The sequence below is a fragment of the Duganella sp. 1411 genome, from assembly GCF_017833525.1.
Taxonomy (GTDB): Bacteria; Pseudomonadota; Gammaproteobacteria; order Burkholderiales; family Burkholderiaceae_D; genus Rugamonas.
This window is the reverse complement of sequence record NZ_JAFICD010000001.1, coordinates 1,525,914-1,544,011: the sequence shown is the minus strand read 5'-3', so window position 1 is coordinate 1,544,011 and position 18,098 is coordinate 1,525,914. Positions and strand designations below refer to the sequence as shown.

Annotated in this window: 20 protein-coding genes; 8 read left to right on the top strand and 12 right to left on the bottom strand. The window is 65.8% G+C overall.

Annotated elements, in window-relative coordinates; all coding sequences use genetic code 11:
* Positions 1-148: 148 nt before the first annotated feature.
* The 3 genes from JOD97_RS06210 to JOD97_RS06200 form a co-directional block, all read right to left on the bottom strand.
* The gene (locus JOD97_RS06210; protein ID WP_209714302.1) at positions 149-1,021 is read right to left on the bottom strand and encodes a serine hydrolase; all 873 of its coding nucleotides are present in this window, start codon (positions 1,019-1,021) and stop codon (positions 149-151) included.
* Positions 1,022-1,257: 236 nt separating this feature from the next.
* Positions 1,258-1,479: a molybdopterin-binding protein gene (locus JOD97_RS06205; protein WP_056156218.1), complete on the bottom strand. Its 222-nt coding sequence runs from the start codon at positions 1,477-1,479 to the stop codon at positions 1,258-1,260.
* Positions 1,480-1,567: 88 nt separating this feature from the next.
* Positions 1,568-2,590: a sulfate ABC transporter substrate-binding protein gene (locus tag JOD97_RS06200; protein WP_209714299.1), complete on the bottom strand. Its 1,023-nt coding sequence runs from the start codon at positions 2,588-2,590 to the stop codon at positions 1,568-1,570.
* A 300-nt stretch (positions 2,591-2,890) separates the two neighbouring features.
* Between JOD97_RS06200 and JOD97_RS06195 the strand changes: the two genes are divergently transcribed.
* Positions 2,891-3,436: a GNAT family N-acetyltransferase gene (locus JOD97_RS06195; RefSeq protein WP_209714297.1), complete on the top strand. Its 546-nt coding sequence runs from the start codon at positions 2,891-2,893 to the stop codon at positions 3,434-3,436.
* 102 nt (positions 3,437-3,538) lie between these two features.
* Here the strand turns inward: JOD97_RS06195 and JOD97_RS06190 are convergent, their stop codons facing one another.
* Positions 3,539-4,345 carry a class II glutamine amidotransferase gene (locus JOD97_RS06190; RefSeq protein WP_209714294.1) on the bottom strand — a complete coding sequence of 269 codons (807 nt, stop codon included), beginning with the start codon at positions 4,343-4,345 and terminating at the stop codon, positions 3,539-3,541.
* Positions 4,346-4,504: 159 nt separating this feature from the next.
* Here JOD97_RS06190 and JOD97_RS06185 point away from each other — a divergent pair, with 159 nt between their 5' ends.
* The 3 genes from JOD97_RS06185 to JOD97_RS06175 all read left to right on the top strand — a co-directional run bounded on the left by JOD97_RS06185 (position 4,505) and on the right by JOD97_RS06175 (position 6,843).
* Complete coding sequence (locus JOD97_RS06185) at positions 4,505-5,338, top strand: EAL domain-containing protein (protein WP_209714292.1); 834 nt, start codon at positions 4,505-4,507, stop codon at positions 5,336-5,338.
* A 164-nt stretch (positions 5,339-5,502) separates the two neighbouring features.
* Positions 5,503-5,982, top strand: coding sequence for a hypothetical protein (locus JOD97_RS06180; protein ID WP_209714290.1), 480 nt, complete (start codon positions 5,503-5,505; stop codon positions 5,980-5,982).
* An 87-nt stretch (positions 5,983-6,069) separates the two neighbouring features.
* Positions 6,070-6,843: a DUF882 domain-containing protein gene (locus JOD97_RS06175; protein WP_229264199.1), complete on the top strand. Its 774-nt coding sequence runs from the start codon at positions 6,070-6,072 to the stop codon at positions 6,841-6,843.
* A 19-nt stretch (positions 6,844-6,862) separates the two neighbouring features.
* Here the strand turns inward: JOD97_RS06175 and JOD97_RS06170 are convergent, their stop codons facing one another.
* Positions 6,863-7,081 carry a DUF3460 family protein gene (locus JOD97_RS06170; protein ID WP_209714288.1) on the bottom strand — a complete coding sequence of 73 codons (219 nt, stop codon included), beginning with the start codon at positions 7,079-7,081 and terminating at the stop codon, positions 6,863-6,865.
* A 54-nt stretch (positions 7,082-7,135) separates the two neighbouring features.
* Here JOD97_RS06170 and JOD97_RS06165 point away from each other — a divergent pair, with 54 nt between their 5' ends.
* The 4 genes from JOD97_RS06165 (at position 7,136) to JOD97_RS06150 (ending at position 11,468) form a co-directional block, all read left to right on the top strand.
* A complete protein-coding gene (locus tag JOD97_RS06165; protein ID WP_209714286.1) occupies positions 7,136-7,546 on the top strand; it encodes a hypothetical protein in 411 nt (136 codons plus the stop codon).
* Between the two features lie 95 nt (positions 7,547-7,641).
* Positions 7,642-8,412, top strand: a complete 771-nt coding sequence (locus JOD97_RS06160; protein WP_209717244.1) for a transporter substrate-binding domain-containing protein — start codon at positions 7,642-7,644, stop codon at positions 8,410-8,412.
* Positions 8,413-8,414: 2 nt separating this feature from the next.
* Positions 8,415-9,089, top strand: a complete 675-nt coding sequence (locus JOD97_RS06155; RefSeq protein WP_209714284.1) for an amino acid ABC transporter permease — start codon at positions 8,415-8,417, stop codon at positions 9,087-9,089.
* Positions 9,090-9,227: 138 nt separating this feature from the next.
* The gene (locus JOD97_RS06150; protein ID WP_209714282.1) at positions 9,228-11,468 is read left to right on the top strand and encodes a bifunctional diguanylate cyclase/phosphodiesterase; all 2,241 of its coding nucleotides are present in this window, start codon (positions 9,228-9,230) and stop codon (positions 11,466-11,468) included.
* A 10-nt stretch (positions 11,469-11,478) separates the two neighbouring features.
* Here the strand turns inward: JOD97_RS06150 and JOD97_RS06145 are convergent, their stop codons facing one another.
* From JOD97_RS06145 to flgG, 7 genes are all read right to left on the bottom strand, one after another.
* Positions 11,479-12,516 (bottom strand): hypothetical protein, encoded by a 1,038-nt coding sequence (locus JOD97_RS06145; RefSeq protein ID WP_209714280.1) that lies wholly within the window; start codon positions 12,514-12,516, stop codon positions 11,479-11,481.
* Positions 12,517-12,536: 20 nt separating this feature from the next.
* On the bottom strand, positions 12,537-13,454 hold the full coding sequence (gene flgL, locus JOD97_RS06140) for a flagellar hook-associated protein FlgL (RefSeq protein ID WP_209714278.1): 918 nt from the start codon (positions 13,452-13,454) through the stop codon (positions 12,537-12,539).
* 11 nt (positions 13,455-13,465) lie between these two features.
* On the bottom strand, positions 13,466-14,836 hold the full coding sequence (flgK, locus tag JOD97_RS06135; protein WP_209714276.1) for a flagellar hook-associated protein FlgK: 1,371 nt from the start codon (positions 14,834-14,836) through the stop codon (positions 13,466-13,468).
* Between the two features lie 151 nt (positions 14,837-14,987).
* Positions 14,988-15,431 carry a rod-binding protein gene (locus JOD97_RS06130; RefSeq protein ID WP_209714274.1) on the bottom strand — a complete coding sequence of 148 codons (444 nt, stop codon included), beginning with the start codon at positions 15,429-15,431 and terminating at the stop codon, positions 14,988-14,990.
* 9 nt (positions 15,432-15,440) lie between these two features.
* Complete coding sequence (locus JOD97_RS06125; protein WP_209714272.1) at positions 15,441-16,562, bottom strand: flagellar basal body P-ring protein FlgI; 1,122 nt, start codon at positions 16,560-16,562, stop codon at positions 15,441-15,443.
* 39 nt (positions 16,563-16,601) lie between these two features.
* Entirely contained in the window at positions 16,602-17,276 is a 675-nt protein-coding gene (gene flgH, locus JOD97_RS06120) for a flagellar basal body L-ring protein FlgH (RefSeq protein WP_209714270.1), read from the bottom strand.
* Entirely contained in the window at positions 17,276-18,067 is a 792-nt protein-coding gene (flgG, locus tag JOD97_RS06115; protein WP_209714268.1) for a flagellar basal-body rod protein FlgG, read from the bottom strand. Before flgG ends, flgH begins: the two co-directional genes overlap by 1 nt.
* Positions 18,068-18,098 lie beyond the last annotated feature (31 nt).

Genomic DNA, 18,098 nt, shown 5'->3' with positions numbered 1-18,098 from the left:
TGAAAACCACGGTTCCACGTAGGGCGGATTAGGCCAAAGGCCGTAATCCGCCAAGCTCCGCCGCCAGCGCGTGAGGTCACCACAATCCACCAGGCGAAAAAAAACCGGACCCCAAGGCCCGGCTTTCAATATCAGAAAAACAAATAAATCACATAGCGCGACGATTCCGCTTACTCGCCTTGATCGCTTTCTTCTTGGTCTTGGCCGCAGCCTTCATGACTTTTGGTTGGTCGATCGGGCCCGAAATAAACCGGCGAATATTAAAGGCATCCATCAGCCGTGCCGAATTAGCTTTCGCATTCAATAACACCAAGGTATTGTTTTTTCCACCCGATTTAAAGCGCATGATCAGGCACCGGCCGGCCTCTTCCGTATATCCGGTTTTGGAAAGGCCGACATCCCAGCCCTTGGCGCCGACCAGGCGATTGGTGTTGTGATATTCAACCTGGCGACCCTTGATCTTGATGATGTCCTTGGTCTCGGTGGTGATGCGGGCGATCTCCGGATAGGCCGACGCCGCCTTTGCCATCTTGACCAGATCGGTCGCTGTCGAGCGGTTCTCCGGCGACAAACCGGTCGGCTCCTCGATCACGGTCTGGGTCAAGCCCAGCGCGCGGATCTTGGCATGGACCGCCGCCTTGAACGCGGCCGGGCCGCCTGGATAGGTGCGGGCCAGCGACGCCGCGGCGCGGTTGTCTGACGACATCAGCGCCAACTGCAACACGTCGCCGCGGGCGATTTCGGCACCCACCGGCACGCGCGAGGCGCTGTGCTTGAGCATGTCGACGTCAGCCTGGTCGATGCTGATGGGCTCCTTCATGTCCGGTTTGGAGTCGAGCACCACCATCGCGGTCATCAGCTTGGTCAGCGAGGCGATTGGGACTTGAACGGTGGAATTTTTTTCGAGCAGGACCTTGCCGGTGTCGTCTTCGACAACCAGCACGGACTGCGAGCCGAGCGGCACTGCGAGCGCGGCCGCAGTGAACGTACTCAGCAATACAGCGACAATTTTCTTGAGCATGTTAGGTATTCTTGGGAGTGAGGGGTGAAACGGGGCGCCCGTGGGAGGCGCGGCGCAAAACTAAGTCTAGCTGTGCGGCAATACGAAGGATAGACGATAACATTAAAGTGGTTTCTCGTCTATTGTATGTAACCTACGGATTCTACTATTTTGTATCGACCAGAAACAAAGCCCCGAGGCGGGGGAGCGCTCGGGGCTTTATTGGTGGCGGGCCGCGGCGGCGGCCGGGTGGCGTTTCAACTGCCGATCTTGGCGATCGACACCTCGGTGGATTTGACCAGGGCGATCACTTCGCTGCCCACCTTGAGGTCCAGATCGTGGATCGAGCGCGACGTGATCACCGAGGTGACGATGCCATGCTGGGTCTCGACGTCGACTTCCGAGACGACCGGCCCGAAGATGATTTCCTTGATCTTGCCGCGGAACTGGTTACGTACGTTAATTTCAGAAATGGCCATCTTGCATCCTTAGTCTGGTTGGGCTAGTTACTACGCATCCAGATTAAGGGCATTCGCGGCGGTTGCAAACGAATCGATCCGTATAACCTTATTTGTTCTGGTAGATCTTGTCGAATTCGCCGCCGTCGTCAAAATGCTTCTTCTGGGCCGCTTTCCAGCCGCCGAAGACCTCATCCACCGTGAACATGCTGATCTGGCGGAAGTTGGCGTTGTACTTCTTGAAGGCCTTCTCGGAGCGCGGACGGAAATAGTGCTTGGCGATCACGTCCTGTGCCGCCTCGGTGTAGAGGAAGTTCAGGTAGCCGGTCGCCTGTTTGCGCAGGCCGCGACGGTCGACCACCTTGTCGACCACCGCCACCGGCGATTCGGCCAGGATCGAGATCGACGGGTAGACCACCTCGAAGTTGTCGCCGAACTCGGCGCGCACCATGTTCACCTCGTTTTCAAACGTGACCAGCACATCGCCGATGTCGCGCTGGGTGAAGGTGGTGGTGGCGCCGCGTCCACCCGCGTCCAGCACCGGCACGTTTTTGAAGATTTTGGTGACCAGCTCGCGCGCTTGCGCCTCGGTGCCGCCTTTTTTCACCACCGAGCCCCACGCGGCCAGATAGGTGTAGCGGCCGTTGCCGGCGGTCTTGGGATTCGGAATCACGACCTTCACGCCCGGCTTGGCCAGGTCGGCCCAGTCCTTGATCTGTTTCGGATTGCCCTTGCGGACCAGGTATACCATCGTCGAGTAGAACGGCGCGGCGTTGTTGGGGAATTTCTTGGCCCAGTCCTGCGCCACCAAGCCGCGATCGGCCAGCATGTCGATGTCATTTGCCTGGTTCATGCTGACAACGGATGCCTCCATGCCGTCGGCGACCGAACGGGCCTGTTTCGACGAGCCGCCGTGCGACTGGTTGACGCTGATGGTTTCGCCGGTGGTTTTCTTCCAGTCGGCAACAAACAGCGGATTGATGTCCTTGAACAGCTCGCGCGCCACGTCGTACGAGGCGTTCAGCAGCACCGGTTCCGCCGCGCTGGCTTGCATCGGCAACCCCATCAAGAGGGCCGAGGCGGCCAGGAACGAGGTGACGACGAGACGGCGGGCAGGATTTTTGTTGGTCATAATGAGCTTTCGTAATAACAGACGCCCATGGTGTAAAATTTCGCCCCGAAAAGATACGAATTTTTCGTTATATGCTTAGTAGGTATGGATGCCATGGAGTTTTCGTTAAAAACCGTATAACGATTTTTGAAAACATTCGTGGGCAAAAGCAGGGCCGGACACTAGGCTGTCATAGGGAAAAACGGCGTCGCCGCGAGGAATCCGGGTGCGTCCGCAACGACTTTGGCGGCTTGGTGTATAGTCGAATCAGGCACTGAGAAGGCGACTTCATTTTGCTATCGGGAATATTTGTGAGCGTACATGAGTCTTGAAATTCGGAGTCTGGAAGTTCGTATTGCTGCTTCGACAGATGCGGACGCGGCGTGCAATGTTTTGCGCCGTTCTATCACGGAGTGTTGCGGGCTCGATCATAAGAACGATCCCGCCATTCTGGACGCCTGGCTGGGCAACAAAACTCCGCAGATGGTGGCTAACTGGTTCAGTTCGCCCACCAATTTTTCGCTGGTCGCGGTCAGCGAGGGCGTCGTCGTCGGCGTGGCGTTGCTGACCGGGGCCGGGAAGTTGGCTTTGTGTTATTTGCTGCCGGAGGCGCGCGGGCAGGGTGTCGGCAAGGCGTTGCTGGCGCGGGTCGAGGAGCAGGCTTGCAGTTGGGGTGTCAAGGCGTTGCAGCTGCATAGCACGGCTGCGGGGCATGGGTTTTTCGCGCGCAGCGGGTATGTGGAGGCGGGCAAGGTGCGTTCGCCGTATGGCGTCGAGACCGTGTTCTTCTGGAAGCAGCTCGATGCCGAGGCCGGCGCGCCCGACGCTGCCAAGCGCAAGCGTTTCTGTAATTGTAATTCCACGTAGGGCGGATTAGCGTAGCGTAATCCGCCGTGCGTGCGTCATCGGCGGCTTATCGATGGCGGATTACGGCTTCGCCTAATCCGCCCTACGTGTTTCCTCGCACTTTTAATAGCACACGGCTAGCTGCCACTCTTCGCGCCGTTCCGGCGCCGATCCCACTTCTTGGCCGCCGACAAACAGCTTGAGCTCGCCCGGCGCGAGCTTGGTCCACGCTTCGTTCGACGTCAGCGGCTGCGTGGCGATGACGGCGATGCGGTCGTCCAGATGGTTGTGCTTGCTGAAATCGATGCTGAGGTCGCAATCGATCAGCTGGGCGACCGAGAACGGGTATTCCCTGACGACGAAATGCAAGTCGGTGCTGCAGTGCGCGAACAGCAGCTCGCCATTCGACAGGATGAAGTTGAAGGTGCCGTAGGCGGCAATCTCGCCGGCCAGCGTTTCCAGCGCGCGGTACAGCAGGTGGCGCGGCGGCGCCTGCTCGAAGCGCAGCGCCAGGCCCGATAACACATGGCAGAAGGCGCGCTCGCTGTCGGTGTCGCCCCACGGCGCGTACAGGCTGGGATTGGGATGGAACAGCTTCAGGTCGCCGTTGTGGGCGAACGACCAGGTCCGGCCCCACAGCTCGCGCGTGAACGGGTGGCTGTTCTCCAGCGAGATGCGGCCCTGCGTGGCCTTGCGGATGTGGGCGACGACGTTTTTCGCCTTGATCGGGTTTTGCTTGATGTGCGCCGCCAGCGGCGAATCGATCGACGGCAGGAAGTCGGTGTACAGGCGGCAACCGCCGCTGGTGTGCAGCGCGATGCCCCAGCCATCCTTGTGTTCGCCCGTGCGTCCGCCCCGTTCGGCGAAGCCCGCGAACGAAAAATCGACGGCGGCGGGCTTGCTGCTGTTCATTGCGAGTAGTTGGCACATGGGCGATGCGGTCCGGCGTGGTGGATGATGTCCCACAATAGCCGCGCCGCGATGTGATCGGAAGGAATGTTTTGGCATATCCATAGGTGAAAGCATTCGTTCTGCTTTTTCCCGCGCCCGCATACGCTGTCGACATTGCCTGTATCCGCTGAGGAACCCATGTCATTTCCCGTTCTGCAAAAATACCTCGCGCGTCTATCCGATGCGACCGGCGCCGCCACCAGCATCTGGCTCGATCACGAGGGCAAGGCGCAGGGGCGGTTTTTCAATTGCACCATGAGCAGCGCCTTCCAGCCGATCCGCCAGCTCGACACCGGCGTCGTCCACGCCTACGAGGGGCTGGCGCGCAGCGTGTCGGCGCAGGACATGGGCTTGTCGCTGTGGAAGCTGCTGGACCACGCGGCCAGCGACGACGAGTCCATCGAGCTCGACCGCTTGTGCCGCATGCTGCATTCGATCAATTTCTTCCGCCAGGCCGACAGCGCCCCCAATGCCGATGCCGATCTGTACCTGAACGTGCATGACCGCCTGCTGAGCGCCGTCAGCAGCAATCACGGCCACGCGTTCCGCCGCATCCTCGACGCGCTCGAGCTGCCGCTGTCCCGCATCGTGCTGCAACTGCCGGCGGCCACGCCGCAGCAGGGCTGGCTGTTGAACTACGTGTCGGACAACTACCGGCGCAACGGTTTCCGCTTCGCCGTCAACGTGGCCGGCGCGCAGGACGGCTTGCACGTGCTGGACCGTTTGCGGCCGGATGTGTTCAAGATCGACGCGCGCGAGCTGCACGACAGCGACGGCTTGCTGGCCCTGCTGCGGCGCTCGGCGGCGGCCAATGTCGCGGTGCTGTTCAAGCGGGTGGAAACGCCGCAGTCGCTGTCGGTGCTGCGGCAACTGGGCGACGCGGCCGGCGTGCCGCTGCTGGCGCAAGGCTATCTGCTCGACGAGCCGCGCGCGACCCTGCAGCGGTCGGAACCGGTGGCCGCCGCCGCGTGACAGGCATGCCGGCCGGGGTTTTCGATACATTTATCGTGTGTCGTCCCGGCCCCTGACTCATATTAAATACCGATGCCGCCGCAGGCGCGATAGCGACTTTGCATTTGCGGTTTTTTGCGCCGCTGCTTAAATATAGCCTCGGGACTTACTATGAAGGAGTCATCATGAAACGCGTGAACGTGGCAGTGATCATGGCGCTGTTGGCGGCGGCGCCGTTGGCGCGGGCCCAGCAGTTGGAGCGGGATGACTGGCAGTCGCTGCCGGAGCAGCAGTCGGTTCCGGTGCCGTACAAGGCCGGCCATGCGGACCACGTGCGGCGCATCGACGTGCCGGAGCACTATCGCCGCATGTGGCCGCAGGATTTCGACGACTACCGGCGCGGCTATACGCTGTCGAACGGCCAGACCCTGACGATCGCGCCCCGGGGCCAGCACATGTACGCCCGCATCGACGGCGAGCCGTGGCACAAGATCGTCGCCGCCGCGCCGAACACCTTTGTCGCGCTGGACCGGCAATTGAAGATGGAGATCAACCTGGTCGACGACGACCGGGTCAAGGGCTGGGTGCTGATGGTGGTGCCGCCGCGCACGCTGGCCAGCGGCGAATGGGTGCCGGAGCGGGTGCTGCGCGTGGCCGTGCTGTAGCCGGCCGGTGTGTCACGGCGCCCAGCCGTGTTTTTCATTTCCCCCTGCTTACGCTATAGTATCCCTATCGAGTTTTACGGAATAGCTATGGCATCGCGCAGAGAGTTTTTACAGCAGGGTTTGGGGTTGTCGGCGGCGGGGTTGTTGTCCGTGCCGCTGATAGGATGCGCGTCGGACAGCGCCGCGCGTAAAAGCGCCGCCGGCGCGGCGGCCAGGCCGGCCACCGCCCACGTGGCGGCGCCGGCCGTGATCACGCAGGCGCGCCCGGCCGGCGGCATGCCGCACGCGTCGGCGCAGTCGGCGCCGTCGGGCACCGGTGCGGCGGCCGGCGAGATCGAGCCGCCGCCGGACATCTTCGACGCCCAGTTGCTGGACATGGAGTTCTGGCTCAAGCCGCGCACCATCGAGGTGTACCGGCCGGCCAGCAACGAACGCGCCAAGCTGCTGTACTGGCGCGACGGCGAGATCATCGAGTCCGCCTACCAGGACTTGTGCCACCTGCTGCGCGACGTCAACGGCAAGGAAACCGCCCGCATCGATCCCAAGCTGTTCGAGACGCTGTGGGGCACCCAGGCCTTCGTGCAGCGCTACGGCATCGACACGCCGCTGGAGATCCTGTCGGGCTACCGCACCTCGGCCTCCAACAACAAGCTGCGCGAGGCGGGCGTGCCGGCCGCGCGCCAGTCGCTGCACATCGAGGGGCGCGCCGCCGACATCCGCCTGGCCAACCTGAACGCCGAAGTGCTGGGCGGACTGGTCAAGAGCTTCCGCCAGGGCGGCGTCGGCTTCTACTACCGCGCCGGGCCGCGCGGCGGCTGGATCCACGCCGATACCGGCCTCAAGCGCACTTGGAAGGGCTGAGCCGCCCGCCGCCCATCAACTACTCATAATAGTACGAGTGGTAGGCGGCCGGCTTCAGCTCGGCCTGCCGCTCGCGGTCGATGGCGCGCGGGTCGACCGGGCGCTCCCACCAGATGCGCCAGCCGAGCTCCTGGTCGCGCCGGACCTCGGGATGCGCGCGCAGGTAGCCGTCGAGGAAGCGGCCGAATTCCGACACGTATTCCTTGCGGCCGGGGCCGTACAAATATTTGAATTTCATCGTCGATTCCTCCTATCGGGTAGACTGGCGGCTTGGCCAGTGAACGGAATGAGTATGCAAGATAAGAATGAGCCGCCGCGTTTCAAGCCGGTGCCTTGGGACGGGCTGGAGAGCCCGGCCGATGTCGAACTCTGGATCGAGGAACACAACCTCAGCCTGCAGCAGCATATCGGCAAGAATGAAACCGGTTACGGCGTGTGCTTCACCCTGGCCGAGGGCGGCGAAATCTATCTGCAGACCACGCAGGACGGCGCGCTGATATTGGATGTTACGCCCGAAGCGCAATGGGTGGCGCCCCTGATCATGGCCGCCGCGCGCGTCGACGAGGCGCCGCAGGGCGCGCTGTGGGTATTGCCGGACGATAAACTAATACAGTTGATGATCGGGCTGAGCGGGTTGATCGCCACCTCGATGCTGGTCGTCGGCCATAATTTCGGCCTGCGGCGCCGTATGGGCGCATGGTAGCGTCCGCCACTATGAGGAATGCCATGCACACCAGCGCGCCGACGATTGTTTCCGCCATTAAACCCGCCCGGCGCCCGGCGTTGCGCGCGCTGGCCATGCTGGCGGCGGCCGCGTGGGCGCTGGCGGGCCCGCCGGCCACGGCCACGGCGGCCGATCTGCTGGCCACCGTCAAGGCGCGCGGCACGCTCAAGGTGGCGCTGGAGGGCACCTATCCGCCGTTCAACTACAAGGACCAGAAGAGCGGCCAACTGGCCGGCTACGACGTCGACGTCGCGCGCCTGCTGGGCGCCCGGCTGGGGGTGAAGGTGGAGTTCGTCACCAGCGAGTGGGCCGGCATCCTGGCCGGCCTGGCGGCCCATAAATATGATGTGATCGTGTCCCAGGTCGGCATCAATCCCAAGCGCGAGCAGGCGTTCGACTTTTCCACGCCGTATATCTACTCGATGCCGCAGCTGATCGTGCGCAAGGACGACGCCGCCGGCTACAAGTCGCTGGCCGACTTGAAGGGCAAGAAGCTGGGCGTGGGGCAGGGCAGCGTCTACGAGCAGCAGGCCAAGGCCGTGCCCGGCATCGACGTGCGCAGCTACGCGGCCGCGCCCGACACCATGTCCGACCTGGCCAGCGGCCGGCTCGACGCCGCGCTCAACGACAGCCTGATGTCGGCCTACCTGCTGAAGATCTCCAGGCTGCCGATCAAGGCCGGCGCGCGGGTCGGCGCGGTCGAGCGCATGGGCATTCCCTTCCAGAAGGGCAATCCGGAATTCAAGGCCGCGCTCAACCAGGCGCTGGCCGGCGCGGCGGCCGACGGCAGCCTGACGGCGATCTCGCTCAAATGGTTCGGCGCTGACGTCAGCAAGGCGCCCTGAGCATGGAGTGGCAGGGGCTGCTCGAACTGCGCGCGCTGCTGGCGGAGGCGGCGCCGGTCATGCTGCGCGGGGCCGGCTACACGGTGGTCTTCGCGCTGGCCTCGATGCTGGGCGGGCTGCTGATCGGCTTCCCGGTGGCGGTCATGCGCATGCTGCCGTACCGGCTGCTGAGCTGGCCGGCCGGCGTGTATGTCAGCCTGATGCGCGGCACGCCGCTGCTGGTGCAAATGTTCGTCATCTACTACGGCCTGCCCAGCGTCGGCGTCGAATTCGCGCCGGTGACGGCCGGCATCCTCGCGCTGAGCCTGAACGCCGGCGCCTTCTTGTCCGAAAGCCTGCGCGGCGCCATCGGCGCCGTCGGCAAGGGACAGTGGGCGGCCAGCTACAGCCTCGGGCTCGGCTACGGGGCGACGCTGCGCCACGTGGTGTTGCCGCAGGCGCTGAGGATCGCCGTGCCGGCGATGAGCAACACCCTGATCAGCCTGATCAAGGACACCTCGCTGGTATCGGTCATCACGCTGACCGAACTGATGCTCTCGACCAAGGAAGTGATCGCCACCACGTTCCGGCCGTTGCCGCTGTATGTGGCCGCGGCGCTGATCTACTGGGCGCTGAGCCTGGGGTTTGAGGCGTTGCAACGACGCGCCGAACAACGTTTGAACCGTGCGCACCGCTAACTTCCCGTGTTTTCTCGACATCGCTACGCGTAAATGCTAGTCTAGTTCCATGCTCCGGGGTCAGGTCCACCATTGATGCATGAGCTCGTGTAGCAATGGTGGACCTGACCCCGGAGGCGGGTTACGCAAAGGGAGGGTATGGAGAAGCAAACGTCCGGTACCGAGGCGCTGGGCCGCAGGCAGCCCATTTCCGAGGAGCGCGTCGGCGGCCTCGCGGGCCTGGCCCGCGTCGCCGAGGCCGCCGCGCTGGCGCCCTACGAGGCGATGATGGCCACCATCGGCGAGGCCGCCGTCGCCGCGCCCGACTTCGCCGAGGCCGGCCAGGCCGCCGCCGAGAGTTCCTATTTCAACGATGTCTATCTGCTGGCCCCGGTCGGCTATTTCGTGCTCGCCTTCGATACCACCATCCTGCAGATGAACGTGGTCGGCGCCGATTTGCTGGGCCTGTCGCGCGCCGCGCCCGGCCAGGTGCCGTTCCGCCAGTTCGTCGCGCCCCGCTTCCACGACGATTTCGACCGCTTCGTGCGGCAGGCCCTCAACAGCGCCCAGCCCGAGCGCTGCGACCTGCAGATGCTGCGCGCCCGCAACCAGCAGGGCTTCCCCGTGACCCTGCGCGCCAGCGCCGACGCCAGCGGCCAGGCGCTGCGGGTGGTGGTCGAGCTGGCCGAGGGCAAGACCGCCGCGCTCGAACGCAGCGAGGAGCGTTTCCGCCGCATCGTCCATTGCGCCGAGGAGGGCATCTGGGAAATCGACGCCAGCGCCCGCACCAGCTTTGTCAATCCGAAGATGGCGCACATGCTCGGCTATACGATCGAGGAGATGCTCGACCAGCCGCTGGTGGCGTTCATGGACGACGAGGGCCGCGCCATCCTCGAGCGCAACATCGCGCGGCGCCAGCGCGGCGCGGCCGAGCGCCACGAGTTCAAGTTCCTGCGCAAGGACGGCGCCGAGTTGTGGGTGACCCTGGCCACCAATCCCATCTTCGACGGCGACGGCGGCTACCTGGGCGCGCTGGCGCTGGTGAGCGACATCACCGCGACCCGCGCCTCGACCGAGCTGATCTGGCAACAGGCCAACTACGACAGCCTGACCGCGCTGCCCAACCGCCATATGTTCCAGGACCGGCTGGCGCAGGAGGTCAAGAAGGCGCGCCGCGAGGGTGTGCTGCTGGGCCTGCTTTTCATCGACCTCGACGGCTTCAAGCAGGTCAACGACAGCCTCGGCCACGACCAGGGCGACCTGCTGCTGGCCGAGGCGGCGCGCCGCATCGGCGCCTGCGTGCGCGCCTCGGACACCGTGGCGCGGCTGGGCGGCGACGAGTTCACCGTCATCTTGACCGGACTCGAGCAGATCAGCGCCGTCGAGCGCATCGCCCAGGCCATCCTGGCGCGGCTGGAGCGGCCGTTCACGCTGGGCATGGCCCAGCCGTCGGTGACGGCCAGCATCGGCATCTCGGTGTTCCCGTCCGACGCCAGCTCGCCCGAGGCGCTGCTGCGCAACGCCGACCAGGCGATGTACGCGTCCAAGCAGGGCGGGCGCAACCGTTACAGCCACTTCACGCCGGCGCTGCAAAAGGCGGCGCAGGCGCGCCAGCAGGCCACCGTCGACCTGCGCTCGGCGCTGGCCGAGCTGCAGTTCGAGCTGTACTACCAGCCCATCGTCAACCTGCGCAGCGGCCAGATCGAGCGCGCCGAGGCGCTGCTGCGCTGGCGCCATCCGCAGCGCGGCCTGCTGGCGCCGGCCGAGTTCCTGCCGTGCGCCGAGTCGGGCGGGCTGATGATGGAGATCGGCGACTGGGTGTTCCGCCAGGCCGCGCGCCAGGCCCGGCTGTGGCAGGACGAGCTGGGTCCGGGCTTCCAGGTGGGCATCAACCAGTCGTCGGCGCAGTTCCGCGGCGACACCGCGCTGTACGTGGGCTGGCTCGAGCACGCGGCCGCGCTGGGCCTGTCGCCGCGCAGCCTGATCATCGAGATCACCGAGGGCGTGCTGCTCGACGGCGCCGCCCAGGTCGGCGAGCGCCTGCGCGAGTTGCGCGAGATGGGGCTGCAGGTGGCGCTGGACAACTTCGGCACCGGGTATTCGTCGCTGGCCCACCTCAAGCATTTCGGCATCGACCTGCTCAAGCTCGACCATAGTTTCATCCAGCACCTGGCGCACGACAGCGGCGACCTGGCCATGTGCGAGGCGCTGATCCTGATGGCCCACAAGCTGGGGCTGCGGGTGGTGGCCGAGGGCGTGGAGACGGCGGCCCAGAGCAATCTGCTGGAGCTGGCCGGGTGCGACTTCGCGCAGGGGTATGTGTACGCGCAGGCGATGCCGGCGCAGGCGTTCAGCGCGCTGGCGCGCCAGGGCTTGCCGCGGCCGGGGCAGGCGCTGTGAGCCGCGGTGATTAGCGCAGGCTCAGCAGCGAAACCACGCGCTCGCGGCTGATGCCGGCCAGCGCCGACGTGATCGACAGCAGCGACTGGTAGCCGGGCTTGCCGGCGGTCGAGACGAAATTCTGCGCCACCTGCTCCATGCCCTCGTTGGTGTCGGCCGGGGCCGCGTTGCGCACGCGCGCGGCGACCTGGTTGAGCGCCGTCTGCACCGAGGCGATCGAGCGCTCCACCTGCGCCAGCGCCTGCAACACCTGCTGCAAGGTGCCGCGGATGGCCTCGACGTCGGTGGTCTGCCAGGTGTCCGGATCGACCGCCGGCGCCTGCGCCTCGGCCTTGACGCGGTTCAGCTGGCCGGTGGGGAAGCGCAGGCCGCCGCCCTGCACGGCGATGCCGTCGCGGATCGCGGCCCATTGCGATTCGGCGGCGGTGAACTCGATCTGGCCGTCCTCGCCCAGCGCGGCGCGCACGCCGCCAGGCGCGAGCGCCGTGTCGAAGCGCTGGGCGATCTGCTGGTCGGTCAGGCCCGGCTCGAGCACCACCGAGCTGAGGTTTTGGCCGCCCAGCGAGATGGCCAGCACCTCGCGCCCGCCCGGGCGCAGGTTGGCCAGGTTCATGCCGCGCACGGTGAAGCGGGTGGTGGTGGCCTTGTTGCTGAAATTGAGCTGGGCGTCGAGCGTGCCGCCGGACGCCTGCGAACGGTTGCGCCAGCTGTTGCTGAACTGGCGCACGCGCGCCTCCAGGGTGCCGTCGGCGCGCTGGCGGTTGGCCAGGCGGGCGCTCAGGTCGGCCTTCAGGTTGCGCAGCTGGGCCGCGCTTTGCTCGAGGAAGTCGAGGGCTTGCTGGGCGCCGGAGATGTCGTCCTGCAGCGGCTGGTCCATATGGGTCAGGCCGCGCCGCAGCGGCGCCGCCGAGGTCGGCGTCGGCGTGACCGGCGTGGCCGTGGCCGCGTTCTCGCCGTTCATCCCGAGGGCGGTGCCGTCCACCGCGCTGGCATTGCCGGCGCCGCCGGGGACAATGACGGTGGGGGTGGCTTGGGGCGAGATTTGCATACGCGGGCGTGGCGACGTGGTTACAGGACGTTGAACAACGACAGGTTGCTCACCTTGGAGTAGGCCTTGTAGGACGCCTCCAGCGACAGATTATACCCGGACAGCTCGGTGGCGGCCTCGGCGTAATCGAGCTGGCCCAGATCGAGGATGGCGCTCTTGTTCGACAGGCTGACGTTGGCGTGGTTGTCGTCGAGCGTGGCCATGACGTTCTGGGCGCCGCCCAGCTGGGCGATCTTGCCGGCGATCAGGTCCAGCGTGGTGGTGGCGTTGCTCATATTGTCGTCCAGCACGGCCCGCACCGCCGGGTCGTTCGGCGCCAGCGCCGGGTTCGACAGCGCGCCGATGGTGGCGTTCATCTTCATCAGCAGGTCCTGCAGGCCGTCGACGTTGACGTTGACGGTCTGCGTGATGCCGTTGCCGATCACCGTCTTTTGCTGGCCCTGGTTGCCGCCGTAGACGTAGGTGGCGCCGCCGGGGGCGAGCGGGTCGGGCGTGACGGTGATGGCCGGATCGTTGGTCAAGGTGCCGGAAAAGATGTAGCGGCCCTCCTGGTCCTTCTGGTTGGCGGTGTACAGCAGGCTGTCGCGCAGCGACGTCAGCGTGCTGACCATCGCCCGCAGGTCGTCCGGCGTGTTGCTGGCGTCCGAGGCCCACACCAGCAGGTCGTGGGCCTGGGTGATGTCGCGCGTCATGCTGCTCAGATATTCCTCGTTGCTGTCGAGGCGGATCTTGGTGGCGGCGATGTTTTCGCGGTACTGGCCGACGATGGCTTCCTCGCGCGTCAGGCGCGAGATGCGCACGGCGCCGATCGGGTCGTCCGACGGCAGCATGATGCGGTTGCCCGAGGCCATCTGCTCGGTCAGCTTCGAGACCCAGCTTTGGTTTTCCTCGAGGCCGCGGTTCATCGTGGCCTGGAATTGACTGGAGGCGATACGCATGGGACGTTCCCTTAGTTAAACATCTGCAAGGTGGCGTCGAACAGGTTGTTCGCCACGGAAATGACCTTCATATTGGCCTGGTACATGTTCTGGTACTCGATCAGGTTGATCGCCTCCTCGTCGCGGTTGACCGCGCTGGTCGATTTCCAGTCATCCTCGGCCTGCTGGCGGATGGTGGTGGCGGTCTTGAGCTGCGACTGGTTCTGCTGGCTGTCGACGGCCAGCTTGCCGACCACCTGGGTGTCGGCGTCGTTGAGCAGCACGCTGCCCAGGCTGGTCAGGGTGATCGGCTGGCTCTTGATGTCGATCAGCAGCTGCAAATTGCCGCTGTCGCCGGGCGTGCCGTCGCTGGAGAAGGCCAGGTCGGCCGCCTTGAGCGTCGGCTCGACCGCCAGCAGGCCGGTGGCGCTGGCCGGGTTGAAGACGAACAAGTTGTTGCCGGGCACGCCGGGCGCGGTCTGGCCGGCGTTGAGCTGGGCGTTGACCTTGGCCGACATCTGCTGGGCGATCTCGGCGATCGACACTTGCAGCGGCTTGAGGGTGTTCTGGATGAAGTCGCCCAGGCCGCCGAGCTGGCCGCCGACCTTGGTGTCGTCGAGCTTGAAGGTGGTGCCGGCGAAGGTCAAATCCAGCGTTTGCGCGCCCGACACGGTGCTGAATTTGAGCGTGGCGGCCATGTCGCCGACCACCAGCGGCTGGCCGGCCTTGAGCGAGACGCTGGTGCTGCCGTCCGGATTGTTGATCACTTCGACCGCCACCTGCGAGGACACCTTGTCGATCAGCTGTTCGCGCTGGTCGATCAGGGCCGAGGTGTTGGTGCCGGCCGAGCCGACCTGGATGATTTGCTGGTTCAGCGCGGCGATGCCGGCCAGCGATTCGTTGAGCGACGGCAGCAGCGTCGAGCGCTGCTGGTTGGCCGAGATCAGCTGGGTCGAGGTCAGATTGTAAATACTGTTGATCTGCTGCGACATCGAGTCGGCCATCGTGATGACCTGCTGGCGCAGCGGCGTCGAGGTCGGATCGACGGCGGCCGCGTTGAGCGCCTTGAAGAAGTTGTCGACGCCGTAGCTGATGCTGGAGGTCTTGTCGGCCATCACCTTTTCCAGCTGGGTCAGGTAGGGCTGGACCTGCGAGCGCTGGCCGAGGTCGGAGTTGGCGCGCCACATCTGCTGCGACTTGTAGGAGTCGCTAAAGCGCAGCAGCGCGCCGATCTGCACGCCGTTGCCGGGGCTGTTGACGCCGGCGTCGGAGGCGATCGCCTGCAGCAGCACGCCCTGGCGGGTGTAGCCCTTGGTCTGCGAGTTGGCGATGTTCTGGCTGACGGTGTTGAGCGCGGCTTGGGCGGCCAGGGCGCCGGACAATGCGTTGTAGGAGATGCTCATGGTGCGGGTCTTTCCTGGTGAAGGCCGGGGGAGCGGTCGCCACCAGCCGTCTGGCCGTCACGAGTGCTCCGATATCAGTACAAGGCGACCGTGGGCCCGGCGGGATTAAGCGGCAACCGCATATTATTTCCATCCGGGAAGTTTTTCCCGCTCAGGCGGCCGGCGGCGCCCCGTTCGGCACCTGCTCGGGCGCGGCGGCCGGCGCCGCGGCGGCGGCGGGGGTGGCCGCGGGCGCCTGCTGGAGCGGCGCCGGCAGCAGCTGGCGCAGGATGGCGTCGGCCACGCCGAACGCGCGCCGTCCGGCCATCTGGTCGGCCACCAGGTTGTCGGCCATGTCCTGCATGTCCTGGTTGACCTTGTTTTTGAAGACGCTGTCCTCGGACGCCAGCTCGCGCGTGCCCGAGCGCATCTGGCGCAGCATGTGGCCGATGAAGAAACTCTCGAACTTGACGGCCGCCTCGGTGGCCTTGGCGCGGTAGGCCGGATCGACCGTGTCGCCGGGCTGGGCCGCCACCGGCGCCACGTGGGTGGCGCTGAGCTGGTCGGCCACGCCGAGGCGCAGCTTGCTCGGATCGAAACGGGCGGGGATGCTCATGGGAACTCCTTAAATGACGACCAGTTCGCCTTCGATGGCGCCGGCCTGGTCCAGCGCCTGCAGGATCGCCATGATGTCGTCGGGCGAGGCGCCGAGGCTGTTGATGACGTCGATGATGCCCTGCAGCTTGGCGCCGGCCGGCCACTTGAACATCTGGCCCGAGCCCTGGTCCACGCTGACCTGCGACTGCGGGGTGGCCACGGTGTTGCCGGCGGCCAGGGCGTTGGGCTGGCTGACCTTGGTGCTTTCGGAGATCACCACCTTCAGCGAGCCGTGGGTGACGGCGGCCGCGCGCACCCGCAGGCCCTCGGCGATGACCACGGTGCCGGTGCGCGAGTTGAACACCACCTTGGGCGAGTCGTCGCCGACGTCGATCGACAGCGCCTCGAGCTTGGCCATGAAGGCGATGCGCTGGGTCGGGTTGGCCGGGGCCACCACGTCGACGCTGGTGGCGTCGCTGGCGGTGGCGATGTCGCCGAAGCGCTTGTTGATCGAATCGACGATATTGATCGCGGTCTGGAAGTGCGGATGGCGCAGCGACAGGCGCACGCTCGGCTTGGTGGCGAAGTCGGTGGCGATCTCGCGCTCGATCGCCGCGCCGCTCGGGATGCGGCCCGAGGTCGGGGTGTTGACCGTCACCGACGAGCCGCTCTTGCCCTGGGCGCTGAAGCCGCCCACCACCACGTTGCCCTGGGCCAGCGCGTAGACCTCGTTGTCGGCCGCGCGCAGCGGCGTCAGCAGCAGGGCGCCGCCGCGCAGGCTCTTGGCGTCGCCCATCGACGACACCACCACGTCGATGTTCTGGCCCTTGCGGTAGCCGGGCGGGAACACCGCCGACACCATCACCGTGGCCACGTTCTTCGACTTGGCGTCGGTGCCGTCGGGCACCTTGACGCCGAACTGCTTAAGCATGTTGATCACCGATTGGCTGGCGAACTTGACCTGGGTCGAGTCGCCGCTGCCGTTGAGGCCCACCACCAGGCCGTAGCCGACCAGCGGGTTGTCGCGCATGCCCTCGACGGCGACCAGGTTGCGCAGCACTTGCGCGGCCTGGGCCGGCACGCTCGCGGTCAAGGTCAGGCACAGCGCCAACGGCAGGGCCAGGATGCGGTGCAGGGTGCGGAAGTTCATGATGTGCGATCCAAAATAAGGCAAATAAGGCAAAGACGCTTAAAACGGCATGTACGGGCCGGTGAAGAAGCGCGACAGCCAGCCGGCCGACTGCGTTTCGGCCAAGGTGCCCTGGGCCGAGTAGGCGATGCGGGCGTTGGCGATGCGCAGCGACGAGACCTGGTTGTTGGCGTCGATGTCGGCCGCGCGCAGGTAGCCGCGCAGGCGGACGAATTCCTCGCCCTGGTTCAGGGTCAGCGTTTTTTCGCCGGCCACGCGCAGCAAGCCGTTCGGCAGCACTTCCTGCACGATCACGGTGATGGCGCCGGTCAAAGCGTTCTGCTGGGTGCTGGTGGCGTCGCCGGCGAAGGTGCTCGACGAGCCCAGCCCGATGGAGGCCTTGGGAAACACCTTGCCCAGCAGGCTGGGGGCATTGATGTCGTTTGCCGAATCCTTGGAATAACTGGTGCCGGCCTTCTTGCTCGCCTGCGTGGTTTCCTGCAGGCTGACGGTGACGACGTCGCCGACGCGGAAGGCGCGGCTGTCGGAGGTCAGCGACAGGCCCAGGTCGGGGCTGTAGACGCCGCCGGAGCTGCCCTTCGGTCCGATCACGCGCGAGACGGTGGGGGCCTCGTCGGACGGACCGGGCCGCACCGGCGGCGGTTGCAAAGCGGCACACCCGGCCAGCAGCGAGGCCGCGACCGCCAGTGCCAGGGCGTGCGATGCGGCGTTCATCAGCGCGCCGCCTGCGCCAGGTATTGCAGCATGTTGTCGGCGGCCGACAGCACCTTGGTGTTCATCTCGTAGGTGCGCTGGGCGGCGATCATGTCGACCATTTCCTCGACCACCTGCACGTTCGAGCCCTCCAGCGTGCCTTGCTTGAGCTTGCCCCACTGGGCGGTGCCGGGCGCGCCCTCGGTCGGGGTGCCGCTCGAGGCGGTCTCGGCGAAGAGGTTCTCGCCCAGCGCCACCAGGCCGGTCGGGTTGATGAAGCTGGTCAGGGTCAGCTGGCCCAGCTGGCTCGGCGTGGCGGTGCCGGCGATGGCCGCCGAGACGGTGCCGTCCTCGCCGATGGTCAGGCCGGTGGCGTTGGCCGGCACGGTGATCTGCGGAATCAGCGGCAGGCCGTGGGCGTTGACCAGGATGCCGTTGGCGTCGACCTGCAACTGGCCGGCGCGGGTGTAGGCGGTCTCGCCGTTGGGCTGGCGCACGGCCAGGAAGCCGTTGCCCATGACGGCGACGTCGAGCTCGCGGCCGGTGGTTTGCAGGCTGCCGTTGGTGAACACTTTTTGCGTGCCGACCATGTGCACGCCGTTACCGAGCTGTACGCCCGACGGCGACAGGGTGTTGTTGTCGGCCACTTGCGCGCCCGGGCGCTGCTCGACCGAGTAGAACAGGTCCTCGAACACCACGCGGTCGCGCTTGAAGCCGACGGTGTTGGCGTTGGCCAGGTTGTTGGCGATCGCTTGCAGTTTCTGGTCTTGCGCTTGCACGCCGGTCTTGCTGATCCACATTGCTGGATTCATGGGTTGCTCCTGGTGAGGGTACGGGGATCAG

Coding starts and splice junctions, on each gene's coding strand:
- JOD97_RS06210 (WP_209714302.1), bottom strand. CDS start 1,021: ATGCTCAAGAAAATTGTCGCTGTATTGCTGAGTACGTTCACTGCGGCC.
- JOD97_RS06205 (WP_056156218.1), bottom strand. CDS start 1,479: ATGGCCATTTCTGAAATTAACGTACGTAACCAGTTCCGCGGCAAGATC.
- JOD97_RS06200 (WP_209714299.1), bottom strand. CDS start 2,590: ATGACCAACAAAAATCCTGCCCGCCGTCTCGTCGTCACCTCGTTCCTG.
- JOD97_RS06195 (WP_209714297.1), top strand. CDS start 2,891: ATGAGTCTTGAAATTCGGAGTCTGGAAGTTCGTATTGCTGCTTCGACA.
- JOD97_RS06190 (WP_209714294.1), bottom strand. CDS start 4,345: ATGTGCCAACTACTCGCAATGAACAGCAGCAAGCCCGCCGCCGTCGAT.
- JOD97_RS06185 (WP_209714292.1), top strand. CDS start 4,505: ATGTCATTTCCCGTTCTGCAAAAATACCTCGCGCGTCTATCCGATGCG.
- JOD97_RS06180 (WP_209714290.1), top strand. CDS start 5,503: ATGAAACGCGTGAACGTGGCAGTGATCATGGCGCTGTTGGCGGCGGCG.
- JOD97_RS06175 (WP_229264199.1), top strand. CDS start 6,070: ATGGCATCGCGCAGAGAGTTTTTACAGCAGGGTTTGGGGTTGTCGGCG.
- JOD97_RS06170 (WP_209714288.1), bottom strand. CDS start 7,081: ATGAAATTCAAATATTTGTACGGCCCCGGCCGCAAGGAATACGTGTCG.
- JOD97_RS06165 (WP_209714286.1), top strand. CDS start 7,136: ATGCAAGATAAGAATGAGCCGCCGCGTTTCAAGCCGGTGCCTTGGGAC.
- JOD97_RS06160 (WP_209717244.1), top strand. CDS start 7,642: ATGCTGGCGGCGGCCGCGTGGGCGCTGGCGGGCCCGCCGGCCACGGCC.
- JOD97_RS06155 (WP_209714284.1), top strand. CDS start 8,415: ATGGAGTGGCAGGGGCTGCTCGAACTGCGCGCGCTGCTGGCGGAGGCG.
- JOD97_RS06150 (WP_209714282.1), top strand. CDS start 9,228: ATGGAGAAGCAAACGTCCGGTACCGAGGCGCTGGGCCGCAGGCAGCCC.
- JOD97_RS06145 (WP_209714280.1), bottom strand. CDS start 12,516: ATGCAAATCTCGCCCCAAGCCACCCCCACCGTCATTGTCCCCGGCGGC.
- flgL (WP_209714278.1), bottom strand. CDS start 13,454: ATGCGTATCGCCTCCAGTCAATTCCAGGCCACGATGAACCGCGGCCTC.
- flgK (WP_209714276.1), bottom strand. CDS start 14,836: ATGAGCATCTCCTACAACGCATTGTCCGGCGCCCTGGCCGCCCAAGCC.
- JOD97_RS06130 (WP_209714274.1), bottom strand. CDS start 15,431: ATGAGCATCCCCGCCCGTTTCGATCCGAGCAAGCTGCGCCTCGGCGTG.
- JOD97_RS06125 (WP_209714272.1), bottom strand. CDS start 16,562: ATGAACTTCCGCACCCTGCACCGCATCCTGGCCCTGCCGTTGGCGCTG.
- flgH (WP_209714270.1), bottom strand. CDS start 17,276: ATGAACGCCGCATCGCACGCCCTGGCACTGGCGGTCGCGGCCTCGCTG.
- flgG (WP_209714268.1), bottom strand. CDS start 18,067: ATGAATCCAGCAATGTGGATCAGCAAGACCGGCGTGCAAGCGCAAGAC.